This is a genomic window from Streptomyces rapamycinicus NRRL 5491, from assembly GCF_024298965.1.
Taxonomy (GTDB): domain Bacteria; phylum Actinomycetota; class Actinomycetes; order Streptomycetales; family Streptomycetaceae; genus Streptomyces; species Streptomyces rapamycinicus.
In genome coordinates this window covers 10,885,883-10,906,796 of record NZ_CP085193.1, presented here as the reverse complement: position 1 = coordinate 10,906,796, position 20,914 = coordinate 10,885,883, and the positions used below count along the sequence as shown (strand labels likewise).

At 71.3% G+C, this 20,914-nt stretch carries 17 protein-coding genes; 6 read left to right on the top strand and 11 right to left on the bottom strand.

Annotated elements, in window-relative coordinates:
• Positions 1-26: 26 nt before the first annotated feature.
• The 9 genes from LIV37_RS45415 to LIV37_RS45375 form a co-directional block, all read right to left on the bottom strand.
• The gene (locus LIV37_RS45415; protein WP_243146541.1) at positions 27-6,743 is read right to left on the bottom strand and encodes an eCIS core domain-containing protein; all 6,717 of its coding nucleotides are present in this window, start codon (positions 6,741-6,743) and stop codon (positions 27-29) included.
• A complete protein-coding gene (locus tag LIV37_RS45410) occupies positions 6,740-7,105 on the bottom strand; it encodes a hypothetical protein (protein WP_020873810.1) in 366 nt (121 codons plus the stop codon). Before LIV37_RS45410 ends, LIV37_RS45415 begins: the two co-directional genes overlap by 4 nt.
• Positions 7,096-9,201 carry an ATP-binding protein gene (locus LIV37_RS45405; RefSeq protein ID WP_167525947.1) on the bottom strand — a complete coding sequence of 702 codons (2,106 nt, stop codon included), beginning with the start codon at positions 9,199-9,201 and terminating at the stop codon, positions 7,096-7,098. The genes LIV37_RS45410 and LIV37_RS45405 overlap by 10 nt, the downstream gene beginning before the upstream one ends.
• Before the next feature lie 35 nt (positions 9,202-9,236).
• A complete protein-coding gene (locus LIV37_RS45400; RefSeq protein WP_020873808.1) occupies positions 9,237-10,172 on the bottom strand; it encodes a Pvc16 family protein in 936 nt (311 codons plus the stop codon).
• A 4-nt stretch (positions 10,173-10,176) separates the two neighbouring features.
• A complete protein-coding gene (locus tag LIV37_RS45395) occupies positions 10,177-10,926 on the bottom strand; it encodes a hypothetical protein (RefSeq protein ID WP_121826604.1) in 750 nt (249 codons plus the stop codon).
• The gene (locus LIV37_RS45390) at positions 10,919-11,761 is read right to left on the bottom strand and encodes a T4 family baseplate hub assembly chaperone (RefSeq protein ID WP_020873807.1); all 843 of its coding nucleotides are present in this window, start codon (positions 11,759-11,761) and stop codon (positions 10,919-10,921) included. The genes LIV37_RS45395 and LIV37_RS45390 overlap by 8 nt, the downstream gene beginning before the upstream one ends.
• Before the next feature lie 143 nt (positions 11,762-11,904).
• Positions 11,905-12,429, bottom strand: a complete 525-nt coding sequence (locus tag LIV37_RS45385) for a phage tail protein (protein ID WP_014058531.1) — start codon at positions 12,427-12,429, stop codon at positions 11,905-11,907.
• A 7-nt stretch (positions 12,430-12,436) separates the two neighbouring features.
• The gene (locus LIV37_RS45380) at positions 12,437-14,284 is read right to left on the bottom strand and encodes a phage tail sheath family protein (RefSeq protein WP_020873806.1); all 1,848 of its coding nucleotides are present in this window, start codon (positions 14,282-14,284) and stop codon (positions 12,437-12,439) included.
• Positions 14,285-14,738: 454 nt separating this feature from the next.
• Positions 14,739-15,314, bottom strand: a complete 576-nt coding sequence (locus tag LIV37_RS45375) for a DUF6817 domain-containing protein (protein WP_020873805.1) — start codon at positions 15,312-15,314, stop codon at positions 14,739-14,741.
• Between the two features lie 179 nt (positions 15,315-15,493).
• Between LIV37_RS45375 and LIV37_RS45370 the strand changes: the two genes are divergently transcribed.
• From LIV37_RS45370 to LIV37_RS45360, 3 genes are all read left to right on the top strand, one after another.
• Positions 15,494-16,423, top strand: a complete 930-nt coding sequence (locus LIV37_RS45370; protein ID WP_020873804.1) for a LysR family transcriptional regulator — start codon at positions 15,494-15,496, stop codon at positions 16,421-16,423.
• Between the two features lie 259 nt (positions 16,424-16,682).
• Positions 16,683-17,732, top strand: a complete 1,050-nt coding sequence (locus LIV37_RS45365) for a sporulation protein (protein ID WP_020873803.1) — start codon at positions 16,683-16,685, stop codon at positions 17,730-17,732.
• A gap of 185 nt (positions 17,733-17,917) precedes the next feature.
• Positions 17,918-18,427: a DinB family protein gene (locus LIV37_RS45360; protein ID WP_020873802.1), complete on the top strand. Its 510-nt coding sequence runs from the start codon at positions 17,918-17,920 to the stop codon at positions 18,425-18,427.
• A 9-nt stretch (positions 18,428-18,436) separates the two neighbouring features.
• Here LIV37_RS45360 and LIV37_RS45355 read toward each other — a convergent pair whose 3' ends face one another.
• The gene (locus LIV37_RS45355) at positions 18,437-18,955 is read right to left on the bottom strand and encodes a ribonuclease FAU-1 family protein (RefSeq protein WP_020873801.1); all 519 of its coding nucleotides are present in this window, start codon (positions 18,953-18,955) and stop codon (positions 18,437-18,439) included.
• 79 nt (positions 18,956-19,034) lie between these two features.
• On the opposite strand from LIV37_RS45355, the gene LIV37_RS52795 reads away from it, so the two are divergent.
• The 3 genes from LIV37_RS52795 (at position 19,035) to LIV37_RS45345 (ending at position 20,173) form a co-directional block, all read left to right on the top strand.
• Positions 19,035-19,283 carry a sulfotransferase gene (locus LIV37_RS52795; RefSeq protein ID WP_020873800.1) on the top strand — a complete coding sequence of 83 codons (249 nt, stop codon included), beginning with the start codon at positions 19,035-19,037 and terminating at the stop codon, positions 19,281-19,283.
• Positions 19,284-19,392: 109 nt separating this feature from the next.
• Positions 19,393-19,932, top strand: coding sequence for a hypothetical protein (locus tag LIV37_RS45350; RefSeq protein ID WP_121826606.1), 540 nt, complete (start codon positions 19,393-19,395; stop codon positions 19,930-19,932).
• An 85-nt stretch (positions 19,933-20,017) separates the two neighbouring features.
• On the top strand, positions 20,018-20,173 hold the full coding sequence (locus LIV37_RS45345) for a hypothetical protein (protein WP_020873798.1): 156 nt from the start codon (positions 20,018-20,020) through the stop codon (positions 20,171-20,173).
• Positions 20,174-20,200: 27 nt separating this feature from the next.
• On the opposite strand, the gene LIV37_RS45340 is transcribed toward LIV37_RS45345, so the two are convergent.
• Positions 20,201-20,743, bottom strand: a complete 543-nt coding sequence (locus LIV37_RS45340; RefSeq protein ID WP_020873797.1) for a hypothetical protein — start codon at positions 20,741-20,743, stop codon at positions 20,201-20,203.
• Between the last annotated feature and the right edge of the window lie 171 nt (positions 20,744-20,914).

Here is a 20,914-nt window from a genome sequence, read left to right as displayed (position 1 = left end):
GACCACCTTCTCGTTCTTCCTCGGTGTCAGCGCAAGGAGCTCAGATATGCTTCCCGGACCTTCTTCGTAATGATCTCAAAGAGTTTCTTCTTGATGGATTCCGCGCGTTCCTCTTTGGTGTCGAATCCCTCGGCGGGGATATGTTTGCGGATCTCGTCCTCAATCCCGAACTCTCTGATCCAGGCCGAAATTTGCTGTATGTGCCGCTTCGCCAGCTTGGGTGCACTATCAATCCCCCTCTTGCGCGCGTCGTATTTTCTGTCCGACTCTTCGCGGGTGGCGGCGAGCGAAGGATCCGTCTGGGACGGGTCCTCGTCCCTTTTCAGGATACTGAGTTCCAGGTCGCGCTGCAGTTGGCGCTCCTCGTACAGCTCCTCAAAAGATCGGTTCGAAGCTATCGCGTCATTGAGCGCAGTGCCAGCTCTTTCCGACCCGCGGAAGGCCGCAGGTGTGGACAGTAATATTCCCTTGTAGTTCTGCGGGCCGATCCCGTGCATCTCCCATTCTCTCGCATTGTCAAGCCGCTGGGCCATCATGAGGTTGGTGACCATGGCGATGGGGTCGCGTTCGGTCTCCTGCTGGTCGATGGTGAACGCAGGGGCGGTAAAACCAATCTCCTCGGGCACCTCGCCCGTGTCACGGCCGGTGAACCTGTTCAATAGGAACTCGGCGAACTGCGGTTCAAGTCTACGCTGCTTCAGGTCGTCTGCGATTCCTGTTGTGATATTGCCCCGAAAATCGGTCTGCGTGTTGTAGGAGCCGCCCTTGCTGACGTATTTGTATGCAGCCAACTCTCCTTTTTGGGTCCTTGTCACAACGCCGTTCGGGGTCTCCCAAAATTCTTTCTTACCAGGGGCGAGCGGACCATGTTGCCGTGCGGCACCGGTTCGCACAGGAAGTGGGGTGGGCCCTTTCTCGCGTTTCCGCGGTGACCTCCCCTTCGCATCTCGGGACTCAAGGTTCTTGTTCCTTGCGGCAACGATTTCCGGATCGCTTTCAAGGTCCAGTGCCAATTTTCGAGCGAAGGCCAGAACTTCGCCTTGCGGGATGGTGACTTTCAGACCCTTAAGGAAAAGGTCCCGGGGGTTCAGCCAGGCTTCGATGCCGAAGGATTCGCCGCCCTGGATCGACAGCCCGGTGAGCCGGTACCAGAGCCGCATGCCTGCGATCGCCGCACGCATCACGGGGCGGGGCGTTCCCTTGTCGAGCATGGAATTCAGCTTGGGCCGGATCCGTGCGACGATCTTGCGTAGTCGAGCGTCCTTCGACTCCTTGGACTTCTCGTCCTTCTTCCGCCGTTCCTTCTGCGACTTGGTCTTCGGTCGGCCGGGACCGCTCTTGTCGGGGTGAGGCTTGCGCTTGTCGGGGCCCTTCTTGTTCGGGCGCCTGCCGGGGCCGTCCTTGTCGGGCTTGGGCTTTCGGGGGCCTGGCTTGTCGCCGTCCTTGTCGGGCTTGGGCTTCTTCGGGTCGTCCCTGTCGGGCTTGGGCTTGGTGGGGTCCTGGTCCTTGGGGTCCTTGGTTGAGGGCTTGTCGTCGTTCTTCGGCCTGTTCTCGGGGCCCTTGTCGTCCTTGGGGGTGCCCGGGGTTTTGCCGTCCTTCGGGCTGGGCTTGGGCTGCGGCTCGGGCTTGGGCTTCGCCGGGGGTTCCGGCTTGGGCTTGGGCTTGGGCGTTGGGGTTGGGCGGGTGTCGGGCCTTTCGTCTTCCTCGGTCTTCGGGCGGCCGTTCTTGTCGTTGGCGCCGGTGGGCCGCTTGGTGTCGGCGGGGCCGGGCTTGGGCCTGCCGGGGGTGTCCGCCTTCGTTGGTTTGGTCTGCGGCTGCGTTGTGGGTTTCTTGGGCGTCGGTTCGGCGCCCGGCTTCGGCTTCGAGGTGGTTGGCGTCGGGCGCGTCGTTGTTTTCGGTGCGGCGGTCGGCTCCTGCGGTTTCTCTTCAGTGCCCGGCTTGCCGCCCCGGCCGTCCGAACCCTCCCCGTCCGCGCCGCTCTTCCCGCCCGCGCCGCCCTTGCCACCCTTGCCCTGGCCCAGCTTCGCCGCGATGGCCTTGAAGCGCCGGCCCACCTTCGCCACGTACTTGCCGATCCCCGACAGCAGCGCCTGGTAGGCCAGTTCGAGGAGTGCCACGATGCCCGCCGCGACGGCCTTCGCGAAGAGGAGGCCCGCGCCGCCCATGCGGACGAGCTTCAGCCAGTCGAGGACCGCGCCCATCGCGCGCAGGATCGCGCCGAGCGCGCCGATGGCCGTGCGGATGGCGTCGATGACGGCCATCACCCAGCCCGCTCCCGGGATCAGCTTGGCGATGACCTTCGTGATGACGATCTCGCCGATGATGAAGGGGAGTTGGGGGACGATCGCGTCCCACGTCTCCTTGACGATCTGCTCCAGCGTGAAGCCGCCCTTGAACAGCTTGTCCAGGATGGCCTTGGGGACGCCGATAATCTCCTGGATCTTGGACTGGAACCACTCCTTGACGGCCGACTTCACCTCGCGGAAGAGGTGGTTCTTCGCACCGTCCACCGCCGAGTTCTTCGCTCCGCTCAGCCAGCCGCCGGGGTCGGAGAGGAAGTCCACCGCGATGAGCATGAAGTCGCCGAGCGCGCCCAGCAGTTTGGAGGCGAAGTCCAGGACCTGCTTGACCGCGTCCACGACGGCCTTGACGACGTCCAGCAGCATCTTCTTCAGGACGTCAAGGATGCTGCTCAGCAGCTTGCCGAGGGCGTTCAGCAGGTCGGTGATGGCCTGCTTGAGCATCGTGGCGAGCTTGTTGACGAGGGCGATCGCGGCGTTGATCAGGCCCGTGATGAAGTTCCGGATGCGTTTGGCCAGGTCGATGACGGCCCGCACCATCGCCTTGGCGAACTCGATCAGGTCATTGATGAAGTTCTTGATCGCGTCGACGATCGCCTTACGGGCGTCGTTGATCCAGCGCTCGACGGTCTCCTTGAAGTTCTTGATGAACCCGACGACCGCGTCCCGCGCCTCCCTGATGACGCGGACGATCGCGTTCTTGATCTCGATGACCTTGTCCTTGATCCAGTCAAAGGCCCTGCTGACCCAGTTGCCCGATTCCTCGACGCTGTCGTCGCGCTTCTTCTCGGCATCGTGTTCGGCCTGGTCGCCCTTGTCCTGGATCTTCTTGTCGCTGTCGTCCTTCTCCTTGTCGACGTCCTTGTCGGTCTGCTCTTCCTTGTCCTTGACGTCCTTGCGGATCTTCTCGTGGCGGTCGGTCTTCTTGTCGCCGAGTGACCGAAGCTCCTTGTCCTGCTCCGTACGCCAGTCCTGACGCTTGGCGGTGACCTCCGTCATCGCCTTTTCGCGCTCGCTCGCCTGGCTCTTCGTATTGGCCGTGACCTCTGCGTCGACCTGCCGCTTGTGCTGCTGCTGACCGTCCCGGAAGTCGCGGTCCTTGGTCTGCCGCCCCTCGGACATGCTCTTGTGGCCGTCGGTGAACGCCGCCTGGAACTGCGGTCCGCGTTCGTGCTCGGCCACTTCCGACGCGGCCTCGGGAGGCACGGCCCCCGTCGTCGCGCCGCCCCCGGGCGCACCGCCGCCCGCGCCGCCCTGCTGCCCGGGGACCTTGGCGGACATCTGCTCCTTGGGAGCGTTGGGGTAGACCTGATCCTCGCCCATCCCCCGGCCCGCGTCGTCGCGGCCCGTCGCGACGGTTTCCTGGCCCTTGGTGTCGACGGCCGAGCCCTGCTCACCGGCCGTCTGGTCGGCGGACCCCTGCATCTGCACGCCCGGCGCGTTGCCCGCCTGGGCCTGCTTGAGCGCTTCGTCCTTGGTCGGCAGCCCGGCGAACTTCGCGGCCAGCGCCTGCGGGTCCACTACGGGCTTGTCGGCGCCGAAGAGACTCGCGACCCCGTTCACGATCTTGCCCCCGATGAAGCCCAGGGCCATCTTGAAGGTGTCCCAGCCGCCGGGCTCCTCGGCCTTCTCCGCCTCGATCTGGCCCTCGGGCTCCTTGGCGCCCTCGACCCTGGCGTCCTCCTTCTCCGGCGCCTCGGACTTCTGGGCCGGATCCTGCGAGTACTGGGCCGGGGCGTCGGTCTTCGGCTTGCCCTGGAGAGTCTGCGGGGCACCCGCCGGGCGCTGCATCGAGGGCGGGGCGGCGGCGAGCGCCTTGTGTTCGTCGCCGACGGTGCGATTGACGGAGCCGCTCACGCCCGTCATGGCCTGCAGCGCCACATGGGGCTTGAGCTTCGAGGCGGTGGACAGGCCCGCTTCCGGGGACACTTGGGAGAGGTTCGGGGCCGGTCCGGAGTCCTTCTTCTTGCTCTTGGCCGGGGCGGATGCCTTGCCGCCACCACCGCCTCCCCCGCCACCGGCTCGGGAGCCGCCACCACCGCCGCCTGATGTCTTGGCGGACGGTGCCGACTTGGGCGCCGCGGCCTTCGCGCCCGATGCGGCCTTGGGCGCCGGTGTCTCCTTCGCGGACGCGGCCGCGGCCGCGGGCTGGGCGGTCCGCTCGGGCTCGGCGGACTTCTTCGGTTCCGGCGCGGACGGCGCCGGTTCCGCCGCCGGGGTCTCCGTACGCTCCGCCGGCGCGCCCTGCTCGCTCTGCGCCCCGCTGCTCGCCCCGCCGGGCGTATCCGCGTTGGATCCGCCCGTGACCTGGGTATCCCGCGCGGGTGAGGGGGACTTGGCGTCCGCCGTGGGTTCGCTCTGGGCCGCCGCCGGCTCCGCGTCCGCCTTCTTCTGCTCCGCCCTGGCCCCGGGCTCCTGCGCCGCCTGACCGCCCACCGCCTGCTGGGACGCCTTCTCCTGCGCGCCGCCCGGCGCGTCACCCGCCGCAGGTGTGCCCTTCTCCTCCTTCGCGGCCTGTTCCGTGGCTTCGCTGCCGTCCTCGGACCTGCCCGCGGCCTCCTGCACCGTCGTCTGCGCGACGACGGGCCCGTCCTTGGGGTCGGCGCCGCTCTTCGGGTCGCGTGTCGCGGCCGGTCCCGGTCGGCTCTCGGCGGCCTGCTCCAGGGCGAGGCCGCCGAGCCCGTCGCCTGTCGCCGCCGCGCCTTCGTCCGCCTCAACCGACGGCTCGACGTCGGCGGCGTCCTCCGCGGGTTCGGCGTCCTCCGCCTCGTCCTCGGCGTCCTCCGCGTCCCGCTCGGCCTGCACCTTGTCGGCCTTGGTCGGCGGAGGGGCGGGGAAGGACGGGACGGGGGCGTCGGCGGACGAGGCGGGGTCGAGCGTGTCCGCGGTCGGTACGCCGGACACGTCGAGGTCCTGCTGCGGCAGGAAGTCCTCCGGCTGTAGCTTGGTGTCCCAGGCGCTCTCCTCCGCGCCCCCGACCTCGACCTCCGACTCGCTGCCGGAACCGAACGGATCCTCCTCGGCCCGCTCCTCCGGACCGTCGAGATCCTGGGCGCGTACGCCTTCGAGCGTGGAGAACGCGCCGGGCGACTGGGTGTCCTTGCCGGACACCGTCGGCGAACCGGTGGGCTTGTCCGTTCCACGCTTGTCCTGCTGCTTCAGCTGCTGACCCGCCACCAGCGAATCGACCGCGCCCGGGCGGTTCTTGGCCGCCGACTCCTCCTTGCTCGGCGTCGCGACGCCCTGCTGCTCCTGCCCTTCCTTCCCCTCCCCCTCCTTGCCTTCCTTGCCCTGCTCGGAGCCTTCGGCCTTCTTCTCGCCGCCCTGCTGCCCGCCCCCGGACTGGGCGGCCGCCGAGGCCGAACCGCCGGACTTCCCACCCGACGAAGGGCTTCCGCCCTCGCGTTGTCCCGCGTCGGCGCCCGGCCGCTGCTCCTGGCTCCCGCCCCGGCCCTCCTTCTCGGCCGCGCCCCCGCCGTTCCGCGGCGTACTGCCCGGCGCGTCCTCACCCGCGGGCTCGTCCTTCTCCGGACCCGGTGCGGCCGCCGGGCGCTGCTCCTCCTCGCGGCGCTCCTCCGCCCTCCGCCGCCGCGTCTCGCGCTCGAACAGCAAGTCCTCGACCGGGTCCGGCTCGACGTCCGGGGCGGCCGGCGACTCCCGCTCCAGGTTGTCGTCCGCCTCGATCTCGTCGACGAAGTCGAGCACCCGCTCGTGCTCCGAGCTGAGGAGCCTGGCCTCCAGCCGGTCGAGGACGGCGTCCTGCACCTCGTCCGGCATCCGCGCCAATTGCATACGGGTGCGCTTGGAGCGGTCCTCGGGGTCGCCGCGCAGGGAGCGGACGACGCTGTTGGCGAGGCGGTCGACCAGGGTCGCCGGGTCGAGCTTCTCCATGCGGTTGCGGTCGGCGTCGACCGTGGCGTAGCGGAGCCAGCCCGGGGTCGCGGACGGCTGCGGCTCCGTCTCGGTGTCCGGCTGCCCGCCGCGTGCCAGCTCCCGCGCCGTGCCCTCCGCCGCGCGCTCCATCGCGTCCTGGGGCAGGCTCACCGCGCCCAGGTCGCGGCCCGCGCGCAGGGTGCCGAGGCCGTGGGGGTTCTGGACGGTGTGGAGCAGTTCATGGGCGAGGAGGCGGCGTCCCTCCGCCGTGCCGGGGCGATAGGCGTTCTCGCGGAAGAAGATGTCCTGTCCGACCGCCACCGCGTCCGCGCCCAGCAGTTCGGTGAGGTGGCCCGCGTCGCGGTCGGTGTGCAGGCGGACCTGGCCGAGGTCGTGGCCGAGTTGCTCTTCGAGGTCGCGCCGGACGCTCGGATCGAGGGGCTGTCCGGCGCCGCTGACGATGTCCTTGGGTTCGGGCGTACGGGCCTTGCCGGTCCGCTCCTTGCGCTTGCGGCGCTTGGCGGACTGGGACGCGCGGTCGTCCTGGGTGGTGGACGGTGTGTTGCTCATGTGCCCTCCCGCCCCCTTCCGGACAGGCCCGCGTGCACGGCCCGGGCCAGGGCCTCGCCCAGCCGGGCCGGGGAGGTGGTGGCGGGCAGCGGGGGCAGGCCGGACAGGGCCTCGATGGCCGCGCCCTCCCCGGTCGCCGCCAGCGGTACGCCGCGCTCCCGCACCAGCCGGGCCAGCTCGGCCTGGAACGCCGCCGAGACCCGCTCCGGGTCGAGCCCGGCGCCGAAGCCGGACAGCGCCAGTTCGCCGATGTCGACGTGGATGGCGCTCGGCTGCTCGCTCGGAGCCATCCGGTCGCTCGGACCCATCCCGTCGCTCGGGCTCGTCGGGCCGTTCAGGCCCATCCGTTCGTTCAGACCCATCCGGTGACCTCCGAGGGTGTGAGCGAACGGTCCAGCTTCTGGTACTCGGTGCGCGCCGCCGCCAGCATGTGACGCATCTGGAGTCGGTCGCCCTCCTCGGCGGCGAGGAAGGCCCCGGAGAGCGCGATGTTGCGGATCGAGCCGCCTGCCACGGTGAGTTGGGCGAGGCGTTCGGGGTCGATGTCCTTCGTCGGCGCCCGGGCGGGGAGCACCCGGCGCCAGATCTCGGCGCGCTCGCTCTCGCCGGGGAAGGGGAAGTCCACGACGAAGCGGATCCGGCGCATGAAGGCCGGGTCGAGGGCCTTCTTCATGTTGGTGGTGAGGATGGCCAGGCCCCGGTACGCCTCCATGCGCATCAGCAGATAGCTGACCTCCAGGTTGGCGTACCGGTCGTGGCTGTCCTTGACCTCACTGCGCTTGCCGAACAGCGCGTCGGCCTCGTCGAAGAGCAGCAGTGCGCCACCGCGCTCGGCGGCGTCGAAGACCTTGCGCAGGTTCTTCTCGGTCTCGCCGATGTATTTGCTGACCACCTGGGAGAGGTCGATGATGAAGAGGTCCAGGCCCAGCTCCTTGGCCATCACCTCGGCGGCGAGGGTCTTGCCGGTGCCGGAGCCGCCCGCGAAGAGGGCGGTGACGCCCAGGCCGCGGCGGAGTGTCGCGGCGAAGCCCCACTCCTGGTGGACGGTGGCGCGCTGCCGTACGTGGGCGACGACCTCGCGCAGGATCCGCGCCTGGTGGTCGGCGAGCACCAGGTCGTCCCAGGCGGCCTCGGGTTCGATCCGGCGGCCCAGCTCGTCCAGGCCGATGCGGGCCTCGATGAGCCCGGCGCGCCAGGCGAGTTCGGTGGGGTCCAGCGCGTCCATGTCGGCGTCGGGGAGGTCACGGCGTACGGCGGCGGCCGCGGAGCGGATGATGTGCGGCGGCAGCTGGAACTGGGCGACCAGCGACCGCAGATGGGCCTCCTCGATCCGCGGGATGTCGGCGAAGGCCTCCGCCCAGAGGGCGAGTTGTTCGCTGTCGTCCAGCCCGGGCACGGCGACCCGCTCGCCACGAGGGCGGCCGGTCCGGCGCGGGTCCTCGCTGGAGACGACGAGGGGTACGGCGGCGGCATCGATGAACGCGTCCGTGGCGGCGGTCTGCTCCCGGTCCGTCTCACCGGCCTCCAGCAGGAGCGCCGCGGGCAGCAGCACGGCCTCGCGCTGCCAGAGCCGGGCGAGGCGGTCGCGTTCGGCCGCGTCGGTGGGGACGTCGTCCGAGGCCATGACGTACAGCGCGAGTCCCGTGCGGTGGGCGGCCGCGGCGGCGATGTCGGTACGGGTGGTCAGGTCTCCGCCGACGAGTTCCACGCGCAGCGGGGCCTCCGGACGGGACTCGTTCCAGCCCGCGGCCACCTGGTCCGCGGCCCGGTCGTACGAGGGGGGCAGGGTCCGCGGGGGCTGGGCGCGGCGCAGCAGTCCGTGCAGCCGGGCGTCGAGGTAGGGCGATCCGGCCAGGAAGTGCAGGATGCGCTCGTCGATGCGGAGGCGTGAAGTGGTGAGCCGGGTCTCGTCGTCGAGGTCCATGAGCCGCCAGCGGCGGAGCGGCGACACGGGGGTGAGCGCGCTCCAGTGCGGCTCGTCGAGCGCGGCGAGGGCGAGCGAGAAGGTGGGGTACGCGCGGGCCGGATCGCCGCTGGCGGCGGCGCACCGCGCGGCGGCGGTGGGGTCCAGCTCGGCGGCCGCCGCCAGCAGAACGAGCTGGCGCTCGAAGGCGCTGAGGCCGAAACAGGCCACAAGCGCGTCGAGCGTGGCGGGGCCGGGGATCTCCTTCGGGGCGGGGTGCGCGTGTGCGGTGGTGTGGTGTTGCCCGTGGTCTTGCGTGGGGGGCGGTTGGGCATCGGTGGCGGGGGCGCTGGGCGCGTCGACGGTGGCGGTATCGCGGGGTGCGGAGGCGCCGGGCCGGGAGCCGTTGGCGGTGGCGCGGCGGGCGTGGGCGTCGATGCGGGCCAGTACGGCCTGGACCGCGGCGGCCAGGGCCTGCCCGTCCTCGGCCGCGATGGCGTCCGCGCTCGCACTGGCCTCGTCGGCCGCCGATGCGCGGCCGTCTCTCGTGCCCATGGTGTCGTCCGCCCCCTTCTCCCCCACCGTGTGCCTCAGCTCTCCGTGTCCTCGGACCGGCCGCCGCGGCGCCGGGGCGTGGACTTGCGTGTACGGGCGGGCGAGGCGGCGGTCTTGGCGGCGGCGGACTTCGTGGTCTTGGCCGCGGCCGATTTGGTGGCGGCCGCCTTGGCGGTCTTGGCGGCTTTGGCGGCTTTGGCGGTCTTGGCCGCGGCCGTCTTCGCGGCGGCGGGGCGCTTCTTGGCGGGCTGCGGGGGCGACGGGGCCTCGGCCTGCGCCGACGCCTCCGTCGACGCCTCCGTCCCGGCGGGTTCCTCGGGTCGCTCCGCACCCGGCAGGGTGGGTGGCTCCGGTGCTCCCGGTGCGCCGAAGGGCAGCACCCGCACCGTGGGCCGTTCCACCGGCTTCGCCGGGACCGGGCGCTCGCGCCCCTCGATCAGGACCAACGAGCCCTGGTAGCAGACCGACAGCACATACGGGGTCTGGTAGAGCATCCCCCAGAGCTTTGAGGTCTCGTCCACGTCCATCTGTGTCGGGGTGAAGCGCACCCGCTGCATCGCATCGGCCAGGTCGCTGCCCGTCAGGTAAGAGCGCCGGGCGGCCTCCTCGATCACGTCCTTCGGCAGCGTCGGGATCTCGTGCAGGATGCGTACCACGGTGCCGATCAGGCGTTGCCCGACCAGTTCGGACTCCTCGCCGTACGCGCTGATCAGGTAGTGCAGGTCCATGGCCGCGGCCGGTCGCTTGAGCAGGGTGCCGTCCGAGGCGCGGGTGGGCAGGTCGGTGGCGCGCAGCGAGGCGTTCGGGGTGACCTGGTAGAGGAAGATGTTGATGGTCGGTTCGGTGGGCGGCTCCGCCGGGGGCCTCCGGGTGTCCACCGTGACCGCGATGTCGATCTCGGGCCGCAGATTGTTCGCGATCAGCAGCGCGAGGGCCTGGGTGACGGTCGCGAAGGCGAGTCCGTTGCTCATGGTGTCAGTCCCTCCTCTCGCCGCGTGCCAGGTAGTCCTCCAGGCTCAGCGCCGGCGCGCGCCGTCCCGTCGTTCCGGCGCGGGCGCCCGCGGTGCGGTCGGCGCCGGGCGGGGCGGCGGCGGTGACCTCCAGCCGCCCGATCTGGACGTGCACCGTGCGCTGGGCGGACCGGGCGCGGCGCCGCCCGACGGGGAGCCGCGCGGCCTCGCGGCCCGGGGCGGGGCCGGCCGCGCGGGGCGGCAGCGGCGCGGCGGCCACCGCGGACCACACGTCCGCGGACGGCAAGCCGGGCGAGGGCCCGGCGGCGGCCGGTGTGGTGTCGGATGCCGGGGACGCCGTGACGCCCCGCCGGGTGGCCAAGGTGTCGGGTGCGGCCGGGTGCGGTCTGGCGGTGATCTGTGCGCTGGGGAGCAACATCGGTGCCGGGGCGGGGGGTTCGGCGTGCCGCGCCACGTCCTCGTACGGTGTGGGCTCGGCGCGTACGACGGTGTGCCGGTCGGTCCTGACCTCGCGGTCGTGCCGGACCACCTCCTGGTAGCGGTCGGTTGCCGGGGGCGGGGACATCCGTACAGGCGTGGGCTCATCCGGCAGTGGCGGTTCCCCCCGCAGCGCCTCGATCCGCTCGTACGGGCCGGGCAGCCGCGGCCGTACCCGGACCGGGCTTTCGCCGACGCCGCCGCCCGCCGCGGGCCCGGGTACGGGGACAGGGGCGGGGGCGTGCCGCGCGAGCAGCCGGTCGAAGTAGTCAGCCATCTGCGCACAGCTCCAGGTAGTAACGGCGCCGCAGCGGACTGAGCGCCAGGATCTGAGGCTCGCTCCAGCCGTATGCGGTGGCGAGCAGGTGGACATCGAGGAGCAGGTCGCGGGCCCAGTGGTCGAGTTCGGCCCAGAGGTAGGAGGCGATATCCAGCTCGGCCGGGGTGGCTTCGCCGCATTCGGGGCAGGCGACGTTGAGCGTCACATCGGCCGCGGGGTCGGCGCGTTCGGCGGCCTCGGCGAGGCGCCGCTGCACCGGCTCCGGCAGTTCGGCCGCGGGGAGGCGATCGGCGGTTATGGGCCGCCCCGAACGGTGCACGGAGACGATGCAGCGGGCGAGCAGGGCCCGGCGGGCGCGGGCGGCGGCGGTGGGCTCTCGCTCGGCCTCGCCGCCGTACGAGTCCGAGGCCGGGTCCGAGGTCACGTTCCCGTTCCCGCCAAAGGGCCCGCCCGCTTCGGCCGCCGCCCGCGCGGCGGCCTCCACGTCGGCGACGGTGGGCAGCCGCAACTCGACCGTCCACTCGCCCTCCTCCACCCGGAGCGGTCCGTCCTGCTCCCCCGGGCGCACGCCCAGGTCGCGTGCGTCGAGGTCGAACTCCATGGCCTCGCCGCACGCACCGCACTCGGCCCGGATCTGCATCCGCTCGCCGAAGAGCGCGCGCCGCAGGGCGTACAGATCCGCCTCGCGCTCGCCCAGCGGGAGCGACAGCAGTTCGTCCGCCGCGGACTCCGGGCGGGCCGCCCGGTGCAGCAGCAGGGCTCGGCCGGGGCCGTGGTGCGCCAGCCCCGCCTCCCAGATGGCCAGCAGCTCCGCGGGCCCCGTGTTCCCCATCTCTCAGGCCGTCCGCTCCCCGTACCGTGCCGTTCCCCGTACCCGTGACCTGCCGCCGTCGCGTCCCGATGACCGCCGCCGCCCCGATGACGGCCGCCGTCCCGATGACCGCCGCCGTCCCGATGACCGCCGCCGTCCCCCGCCTACGCGGGATGCGTGAACGAGGGCTCCTCCGGCTCCGGCACCTCGTAGTCCCGCTCCCAGCCCTCGCACTCCAGCTTCAGGCTCTGGATCGCGACCGCGTTGGCGTTGGCGTCCAGCTCGCCGAGCACCTGGTACTCGCTCGGCCAGGTCCGGTAGAGCTTGTGCGAGACGGCCACCTGGCCCGCCTCGTTGAGGACCTGGATGACGATGTCCTTGCGGAAGTCGGCGAGCGAGACCTCGGCGCCGAGCCCCGCGCCGACCTGCCAGACCTTGTTGGCCCAGCGGTCGAACTCGGGGTCGTGGGTGACGCCGCGCTCCAGGGTGATCCCCTCGAACTCGGACCGGCCCGGGGACTTGCGGGGTGAGCTGGGGTCGCCGCCGTTGCGGTGTTTGACGACCTCGGTGGTGCGCTTGAGCGGACTGATCTTGCTGATGCCAGCGACCGTACGACCGTCCCAGAGGACCAGAAACTTGAAGTTCTTGTACGGGTCGAAGCGATGGGCGTTGACCTGGAACTCAGCCATCACATTCCTAAATCTCGAACTGTCCGGCCATCTGCTGGATCTTGACGATCACGAACTCCGCGGGCTTGACCGGCGCAATACCGACCACGACATTCACGATGCCGCCTGCGATGTCCTCGTCCGTCGTGGTGTCCTTGTCGCACTTGACGAAGTACGCCTGCCGCGGAGTGCCGCCCTTGAACGCGCCCTTCTCGAACAGCGTGTGGAGATAGCCGGAAGCGTTCAGCCGGATCTGCTGCCACAACTGCTCAGTATTGGGCTCGAAAACGACCCATTGCAGTCCGCGGCGCAGGCTCTCCTCGATATGCAGCGCCAGCCGCCGCACCGGCACGTACTTCCATTCGCTGCTCTGCGCGTCGGCGCCGCGCAGCGTGCGGGCGCCCCAGACCAGCGGGCCCACCACCGGGAATGTGCGCAGGCAGTTGATGCCCAGCGGGTTGAGCAGCCCGTTCTCGCGGTCGGTCAGCTGGACGGCGAGCGAGTACACCCCGGCCAGCCGGGCCTCGGTCCCGGCCGGTGCCTTCCACACGCCGCGCTCGCCGTCCGTACGGGCCATGACGCCCGCGAGCGCCCCGGAGGGCGGGAAGGCGCGCAGCCGCCCGGTGAGCGGGTCGGTGAGCCGCAGTTGCGGGAAGTACAGCGCGGCGTGGTCGCTGCGGACCGGCTCGAAGGCGCCGATCCCGGCGCGGGCCGCGTCCACGCTGCCCCAGGCGGAGGGCGCGTCGACCAGCAGGAAGATCCGCCGCTCCCGGCACAGCCGGTCGGCCGCCGACAGCACGGTGACCATGTCGCCCACGGACTCGTATCCGGCGAGCTCGGGCAGCGACAGCAGGTTGACGTCCTCGATGTCGCGCAGCGCCTGGAGGCCGGTCTTGTCCGCCTCGCCGCCGATGAGGTCGCGGGGGCCGGGCGGGGCGCCGTCCTCGCCGCCGGACAGCGGGAAGACGGGCGGGTTGACCGATGCCTCCAGGCCCAGGTCATTGGCGCATTCGCCCAGGAAGCGCACCACGTCGTCGGGGTCGATGGAGCCGGCGACGACCTGGAGGCGGCGGCCGAACGCGGTGACCTCGGTGCCCGCGAAGGCGTGCTTGCCGGGGGCGTCGGGCAGCGCGCGCAGCTTGCGCTCCAGGAGCAGGGCCAGCTCGGTGACGTCGCACGGGGCCTCGCCGTCGCAGTCCGGGTCGTAGAGGATGAAGGCGCGCTCCACCTCGCCGATCTTGACCGTCAGCTCGACCTCGAGATCGGGGAGTTCCTCCGCGAACGGCTTGGAGACCGTGCCGGAGGGGTCCGGCCGGCCCTCGCCGACCACCTTGACCCGGATCAGCGCCGACCCGGCGTTGATCACGGTCTCGGCGTGGCGGCCGTGGGCGGGGTCCATGGACAGGTTGGCGAAGGACTCGCGGGAGGTGCCCCGGGCGTCGAGCACATGGAGGTTGAAGGTCTCCTCCGGGCACGGGGTGTCGTAGTCGACGGCCAGCCGCAGGCCCGAGCCCCAGTGGCCGGGCTCCTTGGCGTGCACCTCCAGCACGGGGCATTCGCTGTGGCCCTCGGTGGATTCGAGGGTGACGCAAGCGGCCTTGCCGGTCCCGGCCTTGGTCACGCGGACGACGACCGCCACGGCGCCGCCGTTGCCGAAGAACTGGTGCACCGCGTAGCCGACCGCGCTCTGCGAGGTGAGGCCCCCGAAACGGCGCTCGAAGTCGGCGAAGCTGGTGATGCGGACCGGGGTGTTCAGCGGGCCCCGCCGGGTGTGGCCCACGAAGGCGGTCACCGAGGTGGTGACCGAGGCGATGGTACGGACGCTGCTGGGAAGCTCTTCGATGTAGACACCGGGATAGCCCGCGGGCGTCGGCATTCCCCCTCCATTCTCTTCAGCGCATCAAGAGATGAGGAGGGGAAGTGAAGATCACGCGCGCGGATTTTCCGCCGCGCACACATTTTCTCCTGGTACTTCCCCCGGTCGCACGCCCCCCGCGAAACCGGTATCGCAGGGTTCGGAACGTCGCTTGCGGCTCCTGATGCGTGAGTGCGATTTGAGTTTCCGCGCTCGGCATGATTCCGGTCAAGACATTGATCCGGTCATCTCCTTCACGGGGAATTCCTAGATCGTTTCACCCTCTCCATGAAGTTGACCAAGCCATTACCGTGCGCGAACGCTTCCGGCAATTCGTGATCACAAAATCCCGCCCGGTACGCGCCGACGACGAGAACGAGCCGAAAAGGTGAACGGTTCGGCGCGCCGTTTTGCGGTCCCGCGCTCCCGGCGATATCACACCCGCGCCCGCGGGCCGCGCCGCTGAGCAGGCACTTCAGTCGCGTGCGAGCGGGGAAGGCGCGAGGATCGCATGGCCGTCCAGCCAGGCCGGGCGGCTGAGCAGCGGGCGGCAGCGGGTGAACAGGGCGAGGAGTTCGGGGCCGCGCCGCTCCCGCAGGGCGGGGTCGAGACGGGCGAGGTCGAGCTCATTGGCGGCCGACAGTTCGGCGAAGTCCCGGAGCAGCCGGGGTCCGGGGGTGTGCGCACGGCCGGTGAAGCGGTCGTGGAAGACCGCGTCGGTGTCGCCGAGCGCCGGGCAGGTGGCCTTACGGTCGCAGCTCGCGTAGAGGTACACGATGGCCTCGGCCTCCGCGCCGATCACCGCCACGAGTTCGCCGCGGCGGCCGAGGGGCAGCAGGGTGACCGGGAAGCCATCGGTTCCGTAGAACGCGTGGCACAGCCCGGCGAGTTGGAGCTCGGGGCGGGCTCCCCAGGCGGCGAGCCGGGCGCGTACGCGCTGGAGGTGGGCGAGGAGGGTGCTGCCGCCGGGGTGGGCGATACGCGCGGCGCCGAGTCGGCGCAGGAGGGTGACGGCCCGGTCGGCGGCGGCAGGAGGGGGAGCGGCAGCCACAGTCGTGTCCTTTCGGTGCTTGGCAGGTCGGCACCCGCACCGCGCCCCCACCCGGTCCGGATCCTCGTGCGAGCGCCGTACGGGTTGCCGCCTGAGCCCTGCGACGATCGTCGCGACCACCGGCCACCCCAGTCAATCCTGGGAATTGCTCGCCAACTCCAAGCTCTACCTTGGGGGTTATGACTCTGGACGATCTGCGGGTGTTCGTGGCCGTGTGCCGGGCCGGCAGCCTCAGCGCCGTGGCCCGGGAGCTGACCTGCACACAGTCGGCGGTGAGCCAGCGGGTGAAGCGGCTGGAACGCGAGACCGGCGTCAGCCTGCTGGAGCGCCAGGCGCGCGGCGTCGTGCCCACCCCGGCGGGACGCATCCTGCGCGAGGCCGCCGCCGACGGGATCGCCGGGCTCGATCTGGCGCTGCGGCGCCTGGGGGACCTGGTGCACGGGGAGAGCGGTTCGGTGCGGGTCACCACCGGCAGCACCACCGTGCGGCACTTCATGGCCGAGGCGATCGTCTCGTTCCGACGCCGCTATCCGAAGGTGAACCTGGAGTTCCAGACCGAGAGTTCGAGCCGGGGCTGCCTCGGCGCCCTCATCGCCGGCAATCTGGACCTGGCCTGGATCACGCTCGGCGGGACGGTGCGCGGTGTCGAGCAGCGGCCGGTGGCCGAACTGCCGTGGGTACTCGCCATGCGGGCCGGGGATCCGCTCGCGGCCCGCTCGCGGGTGGAGGTGTCCGACCTCGCCGAAATCCCCCTCGTACGGCTGCCGCCGAACTCCACCTCCGGCGGGCAGCTCCACGCGGCCCTGGCCGAGCTGGGCGTACGGGCCGGTTCCGACACCGGCGTCGCCGACTGGGACACGGCCCTGCTGCTGGCCGAACTCGGCCTGGGACGTGCCGTGGTGCCCGCCCTGCCGGGGCTGCCGGTACCCGGGGACGACGGGCCGCTGCGGCTCGTCCCGATCCCCGCGCTGCCGCCGCTGCCGGTCGGCTGGGCCGCGCGCCGCTGGGACGCGCTCCCGCCGCTGGCCCGGGCCTTCGCGGACACGGTGGCGGGCACCCTGCGCGTCGCCGCCTCGCCCGAAGGGCACTCGGCACGGCCCCACGAGTGATCATTTTCGGACTTCCGCCACCAACGCGCCGGGATGGGCCGTCTCGGCGCGGCACACACCCCTATGCTTCTACACGCATGTAGAAGCACGGAGGGAGGACACACGGTGAACGTGCCACCGGCCGCGAACGTTCCACGGCGCACGGCCCGACGCCGCCCGGCCGCCGTCCTCCGCGGTCATCCGCCGCCGCACGCGCCCGTAACCCCCCACACCCCTACGCACACGCGACAGTACGCACATTGAAGGAGTGGACGCCCCCATGGTGTTCAAACGACTGCTCGGCTCGCTCGGTGTCGGCGGGCCCACCGTGGACACGGTGCTGGACCCCGGCCCGGTACGCCCCGGCGGGCCGCTGACCGGTCAGGTCCATCTCCGTGGCGGCACGGCGGACTTCGAGATCGAGCAGATCACGCTGGAGCTCGTGGCCCGGGTGGAGGACGAACACGGCGACGAGGAGCGGGAAGGGGTCGTCCTCTTCGACCGCTTCACCGTCGGCGGCGGCTTCCGGCTCGCCGAGGGCGAGCACCGCGGCCTCCCGTTCACCGCCCACCTCCCCTGGGAGACGCCGATCACCGAGTTGTACGGGCAGCCGCTGGGCATCATCCTCGGCGTCCGCACCGGGCTGGAGGTCGCGGGCGCGAAGGACAAGGGCGACCTCGACCAGCTGACCGTGGCCCCGCTGCCGGTCCAGGAGGCCATTCTGGAGGCGCTGGGGCAGCTCGGCTTCGGCTTCAAGTCCGCCGACCTGGAGCTGGGGCATGTGGGCGGCACCGGGCAGCGGCTGCCGTTCTACCAGGAGATCGAGCTCACCCCGGCTCCCCAGTACGCCCACGCCATCAACGAGCTGGAGGTGACGTTCCTGGCGAACCCGGGCGGCATGGACGTCGTCCTGGAGGCCGACAAGCGCGGCGGGCTCTTCTCCTCGGGGGAGGACGCCCTCACGCTCTTCACCGTCGGCCATGAGGGCGTCGAGCACCGCGACTGGAACGCCGAGGTCGACGCCTGGATCGGCCGGCTCGCCGAGCGGCGCGCCGCCTATGGCTCTTACGGCTCCCATGGCTCGTACGGCGCCCAGGACTCGTACGGCGCCCACGGCTCTTACGGCCACGGTGAGCACGACGGGCACGGTCACGGCCACGGGCACGCGGACCACCACCACGACGGCGGGCGGCGCTCCGGCCCGAGCACCGCGGCGGTCGTCGGAGGCGTCGCGGCGGGTGTCGCGGTCGGCGTCGTCGGCGGGATGGTCGCCGCGGAGGTCGTCGACGAGATCGGCGACGCCTTCGAGGACGAGGAGGACGAGGACTGACCACCTCCCCCGGCCCGGGGCGGCCCCGGCCCTGGGCGGCCCCGGGCCGGGAAGCCCTTCTCGGCGTTTCGGCCATGCCCCCGGTGCGGCCGGGTCCCGGCGGCCGTGGTCCCATGAGGCCGAACAGCTGAGCCCGGACAGCGCCGCCCAAGGACCCGCCCAGCCGTCGAGGAGGACGAACGACCATGACCGCCGACAGCCGCCCGGAACCACCCCACTTCGGCGACGAGCGCGAAACCCTGCGCGCCTTCCTCGACTACCAGCGGGCGACGCTCGCCATGAAGTGCGAGGGGCTGACGGACGAGGAGTTGCGGCAGCGGTCGATGCCTCCCTCGACGCTGACGCTGCTGGGCCTGGTGCGGCACTTGGCCGAGGTCGAACGGGCCTGGTTCCGGAGGGTGTTCGAGGACAACGACGCGCCGATGGTCTGGTCACCGGTGATCGACTTCCAGGCGGCGTACGACGTGAGCGAGGCGACCGGAGCCGAGGCGTTCGCGGCCTGGGAGGCGGAGGTCGAGACCTCCCGCCGGATCGAGCGGGAGGCGGACTCGCTCGACCTGGCGGGCCATCAGCCCCGGTGGGGCGAGGAGGTGTCGCTGCGGATGGTGCTGGTGCATGTGCTCCTGGAGTACGGCCGCCACAACGGGCACGCGGACTTCCTGCGCGAGGGCGTGGACGGGGTTGTGGGGGCCTGAGCGAGCGGCCTATCTGATGAGACCGAGCCAGTGGCGGTACACCGAGGCGAAGGGTTCCACGCCGTCACCGTCGCGACGGCCCGCCTCCGTCAACCACTCGCAGGTCTTTCGTGCCTTGTCCACGACGCCGTCGGGGTAGCCGTAGCGCACTCGGTGCTCGGCGAACTCGTCCTCGTCCTCGATATGGGCCGTGCCCCCGCGCGGCCGCACGACACCGAGATCGAGGTCCATCATGCGCAAAGCGGTCCCGTCCGCGTTCCACTCGGGCACCGTGCACACGTCGCAGTACATCTCGGGGCCGGGATCCGCACAGAACGTGGCCGTCCACCACTCACCGCGCGGCACCAACATCACGTATGCGAACCGGCTGGTCCAGCCGCCCTTGGCCGAAATGACGGGAACTCCCTGCGCCGTGCTCAGCCACACGCCGTGCCCGTCCTCACCGAGCCGGGTGGCAGTCCACCGCGCGCTCACGCTGCCGTCGTACTTCCGAATGTCGACCAGCACGGAAATGCTCTCTGCGATCACGCCAAGACGCTAGCCCGGAGATATCTCCGTTGCGCGGGCGCGGTGCCGGGACTTATTCGAGCCCCGGAGCCACCGGCGGGTGGTCCCGAGGTACTTCAGCGATCGGCGCGAACTGCTCGAGATCCTTCGTCGCGCGGTCGGCACGATGTTCGGGGGGGCGGCCACCGACGCGGGAAAGCCGACCTGGTGCGAGAAGACACCGTTCAGCCTTCTGTGCATGGACTTCCTCTGGGAGCTCGTCCCTGAGGCGACCATCGTCCACATCAAGCGGAACGAACGCGCGCCGTCGGCCGTCCGGACGGGTGACGGGAGCGCGGGGGCTGGTTGAGGCGGCCGGAGCTGGGCACTCCGTGGGTCGCGTGGCCCGATACGCCCATGGGCCCGGTACGACCGGTCGCGTGGGCCGGTACGACCGTGCCGAATCGCAAAGGACGATCATGAGCGAGCCCAGGACACCGACATCCCCCCGCATGCTCGGCATCTACCTCAACGACCACCTGGCCGGGGCGACGGCCGGAATGCAGCTGGCCCGCCGGACCGCCCGCGAGCACCGGGAGTCACCCTTCGGCGGCGACCTGGAGGACGTCGCCGCGCAGATCATGGAGGACCGCGACGCGCTCCTGACCGTCATGGCCGACCTCGGGGTGCCCGTCCGCCGCTACAAGGTCTACGGGGGCCGGCTCGGCGAGAAGGCCGGGCGGCTGAAGCCCAACGGCCGGCTGCGGCGCCGCTCGGGGCTCAGCACGGTCCTCGAGCTGGAGTCGCTGCGGATCGGAGTGGAGGGCAAGGCGCTGCTGTGGCACGCGCTGCTGGCCGCGGCCGGCGAGGATCCCCGGCTGGACCCCGATCGGCTCACCGAGCTGCTGAACCGGGCGCGGCGGCAGCGCGCGACGCTGAAGTCGCTGCACGAGGGCGCGGCCGCCACGATGTTCAGCCCCGGCCGGACGGAACCGCAAGAGGCGCTGCCCGGAACATGACTCCCGCCCCTCCCCGCACTCCTCCCGCTCCGCCCCTCCTCCCCCGGACGGCGCCGCCGAGTTCCTCTTCGTCGGCACGACTGCGGTGCACATCACCGGGGGCACGCTGATGTTCCCGGGCATCCACGAGATCGCCCGGCGCTACCCGGATGTGCATCTGGCCGTGGTCCACCTGGGTGGCCACTGCCCCCGCGGCGAGCGCGTCGCCGTGAACGCGCAAGGCGTCCTCCAGGCGCTGTGAGCCCGGCCCCGTGGCGGGTCGGCGCCGTCAAGCCGCGCTGGTGGGCGTCTGGTCGTCGCTGCGCAGCAGCCGCAGACGCTCCAGCAACTGGGGACGGTGCAGATCCACGACGCACGCCATCAGGTCCGGATGGCGCATCAGCGGCGCGGCCTGCCAGTCGTGGGCGTCGGGCTCGGTGAGCCGCCGGAACTCCCTGGGCGACCCGGCGGCGTGCTCACGGTCGGCGAGCGCCGCCACGGCCTCGGACGCGAGGGTCGAGCAGGTGAGCAGGGCCGCCGCCCAGCTCGCCACGACCTCGTCCACCCAGGTGCGCCAGACGCCGTCGGGGCCGCGGATCTCGTACGGCTCCGCGTCCACGAGCCAGTCCAGCCGGTAGGAACCGCCCGGTCCGGCCATGGTCACCAGGGCGGCGTCGGTGGTGGTCGGGTAGCGCAGCCACGCGGCGACGGTCACGGCTTGTCGTGCCTGCGCCTCTGCGAGCGCGGCGTTCATCGCGCCGTCGGCCGCCGGATAGGCCCTGATCAGCCAATGCGTGGTCGCCGCTATGACGGATGACAGGTCCAGGGACAAACGAGCCGCTCCTCTTGCGCGATAGCTGTCAGCACCGTACCCGCGGGACGGCGGTGTCGAACATGACATAGATCACTCTCAACGGCGGCGCGCCGATATGGACGCCCGGGCGAGCATCGCATACCGGCGGGGCGGATCGGCCCACCGCATAGCGGCCGGGGCGCGGGGTAC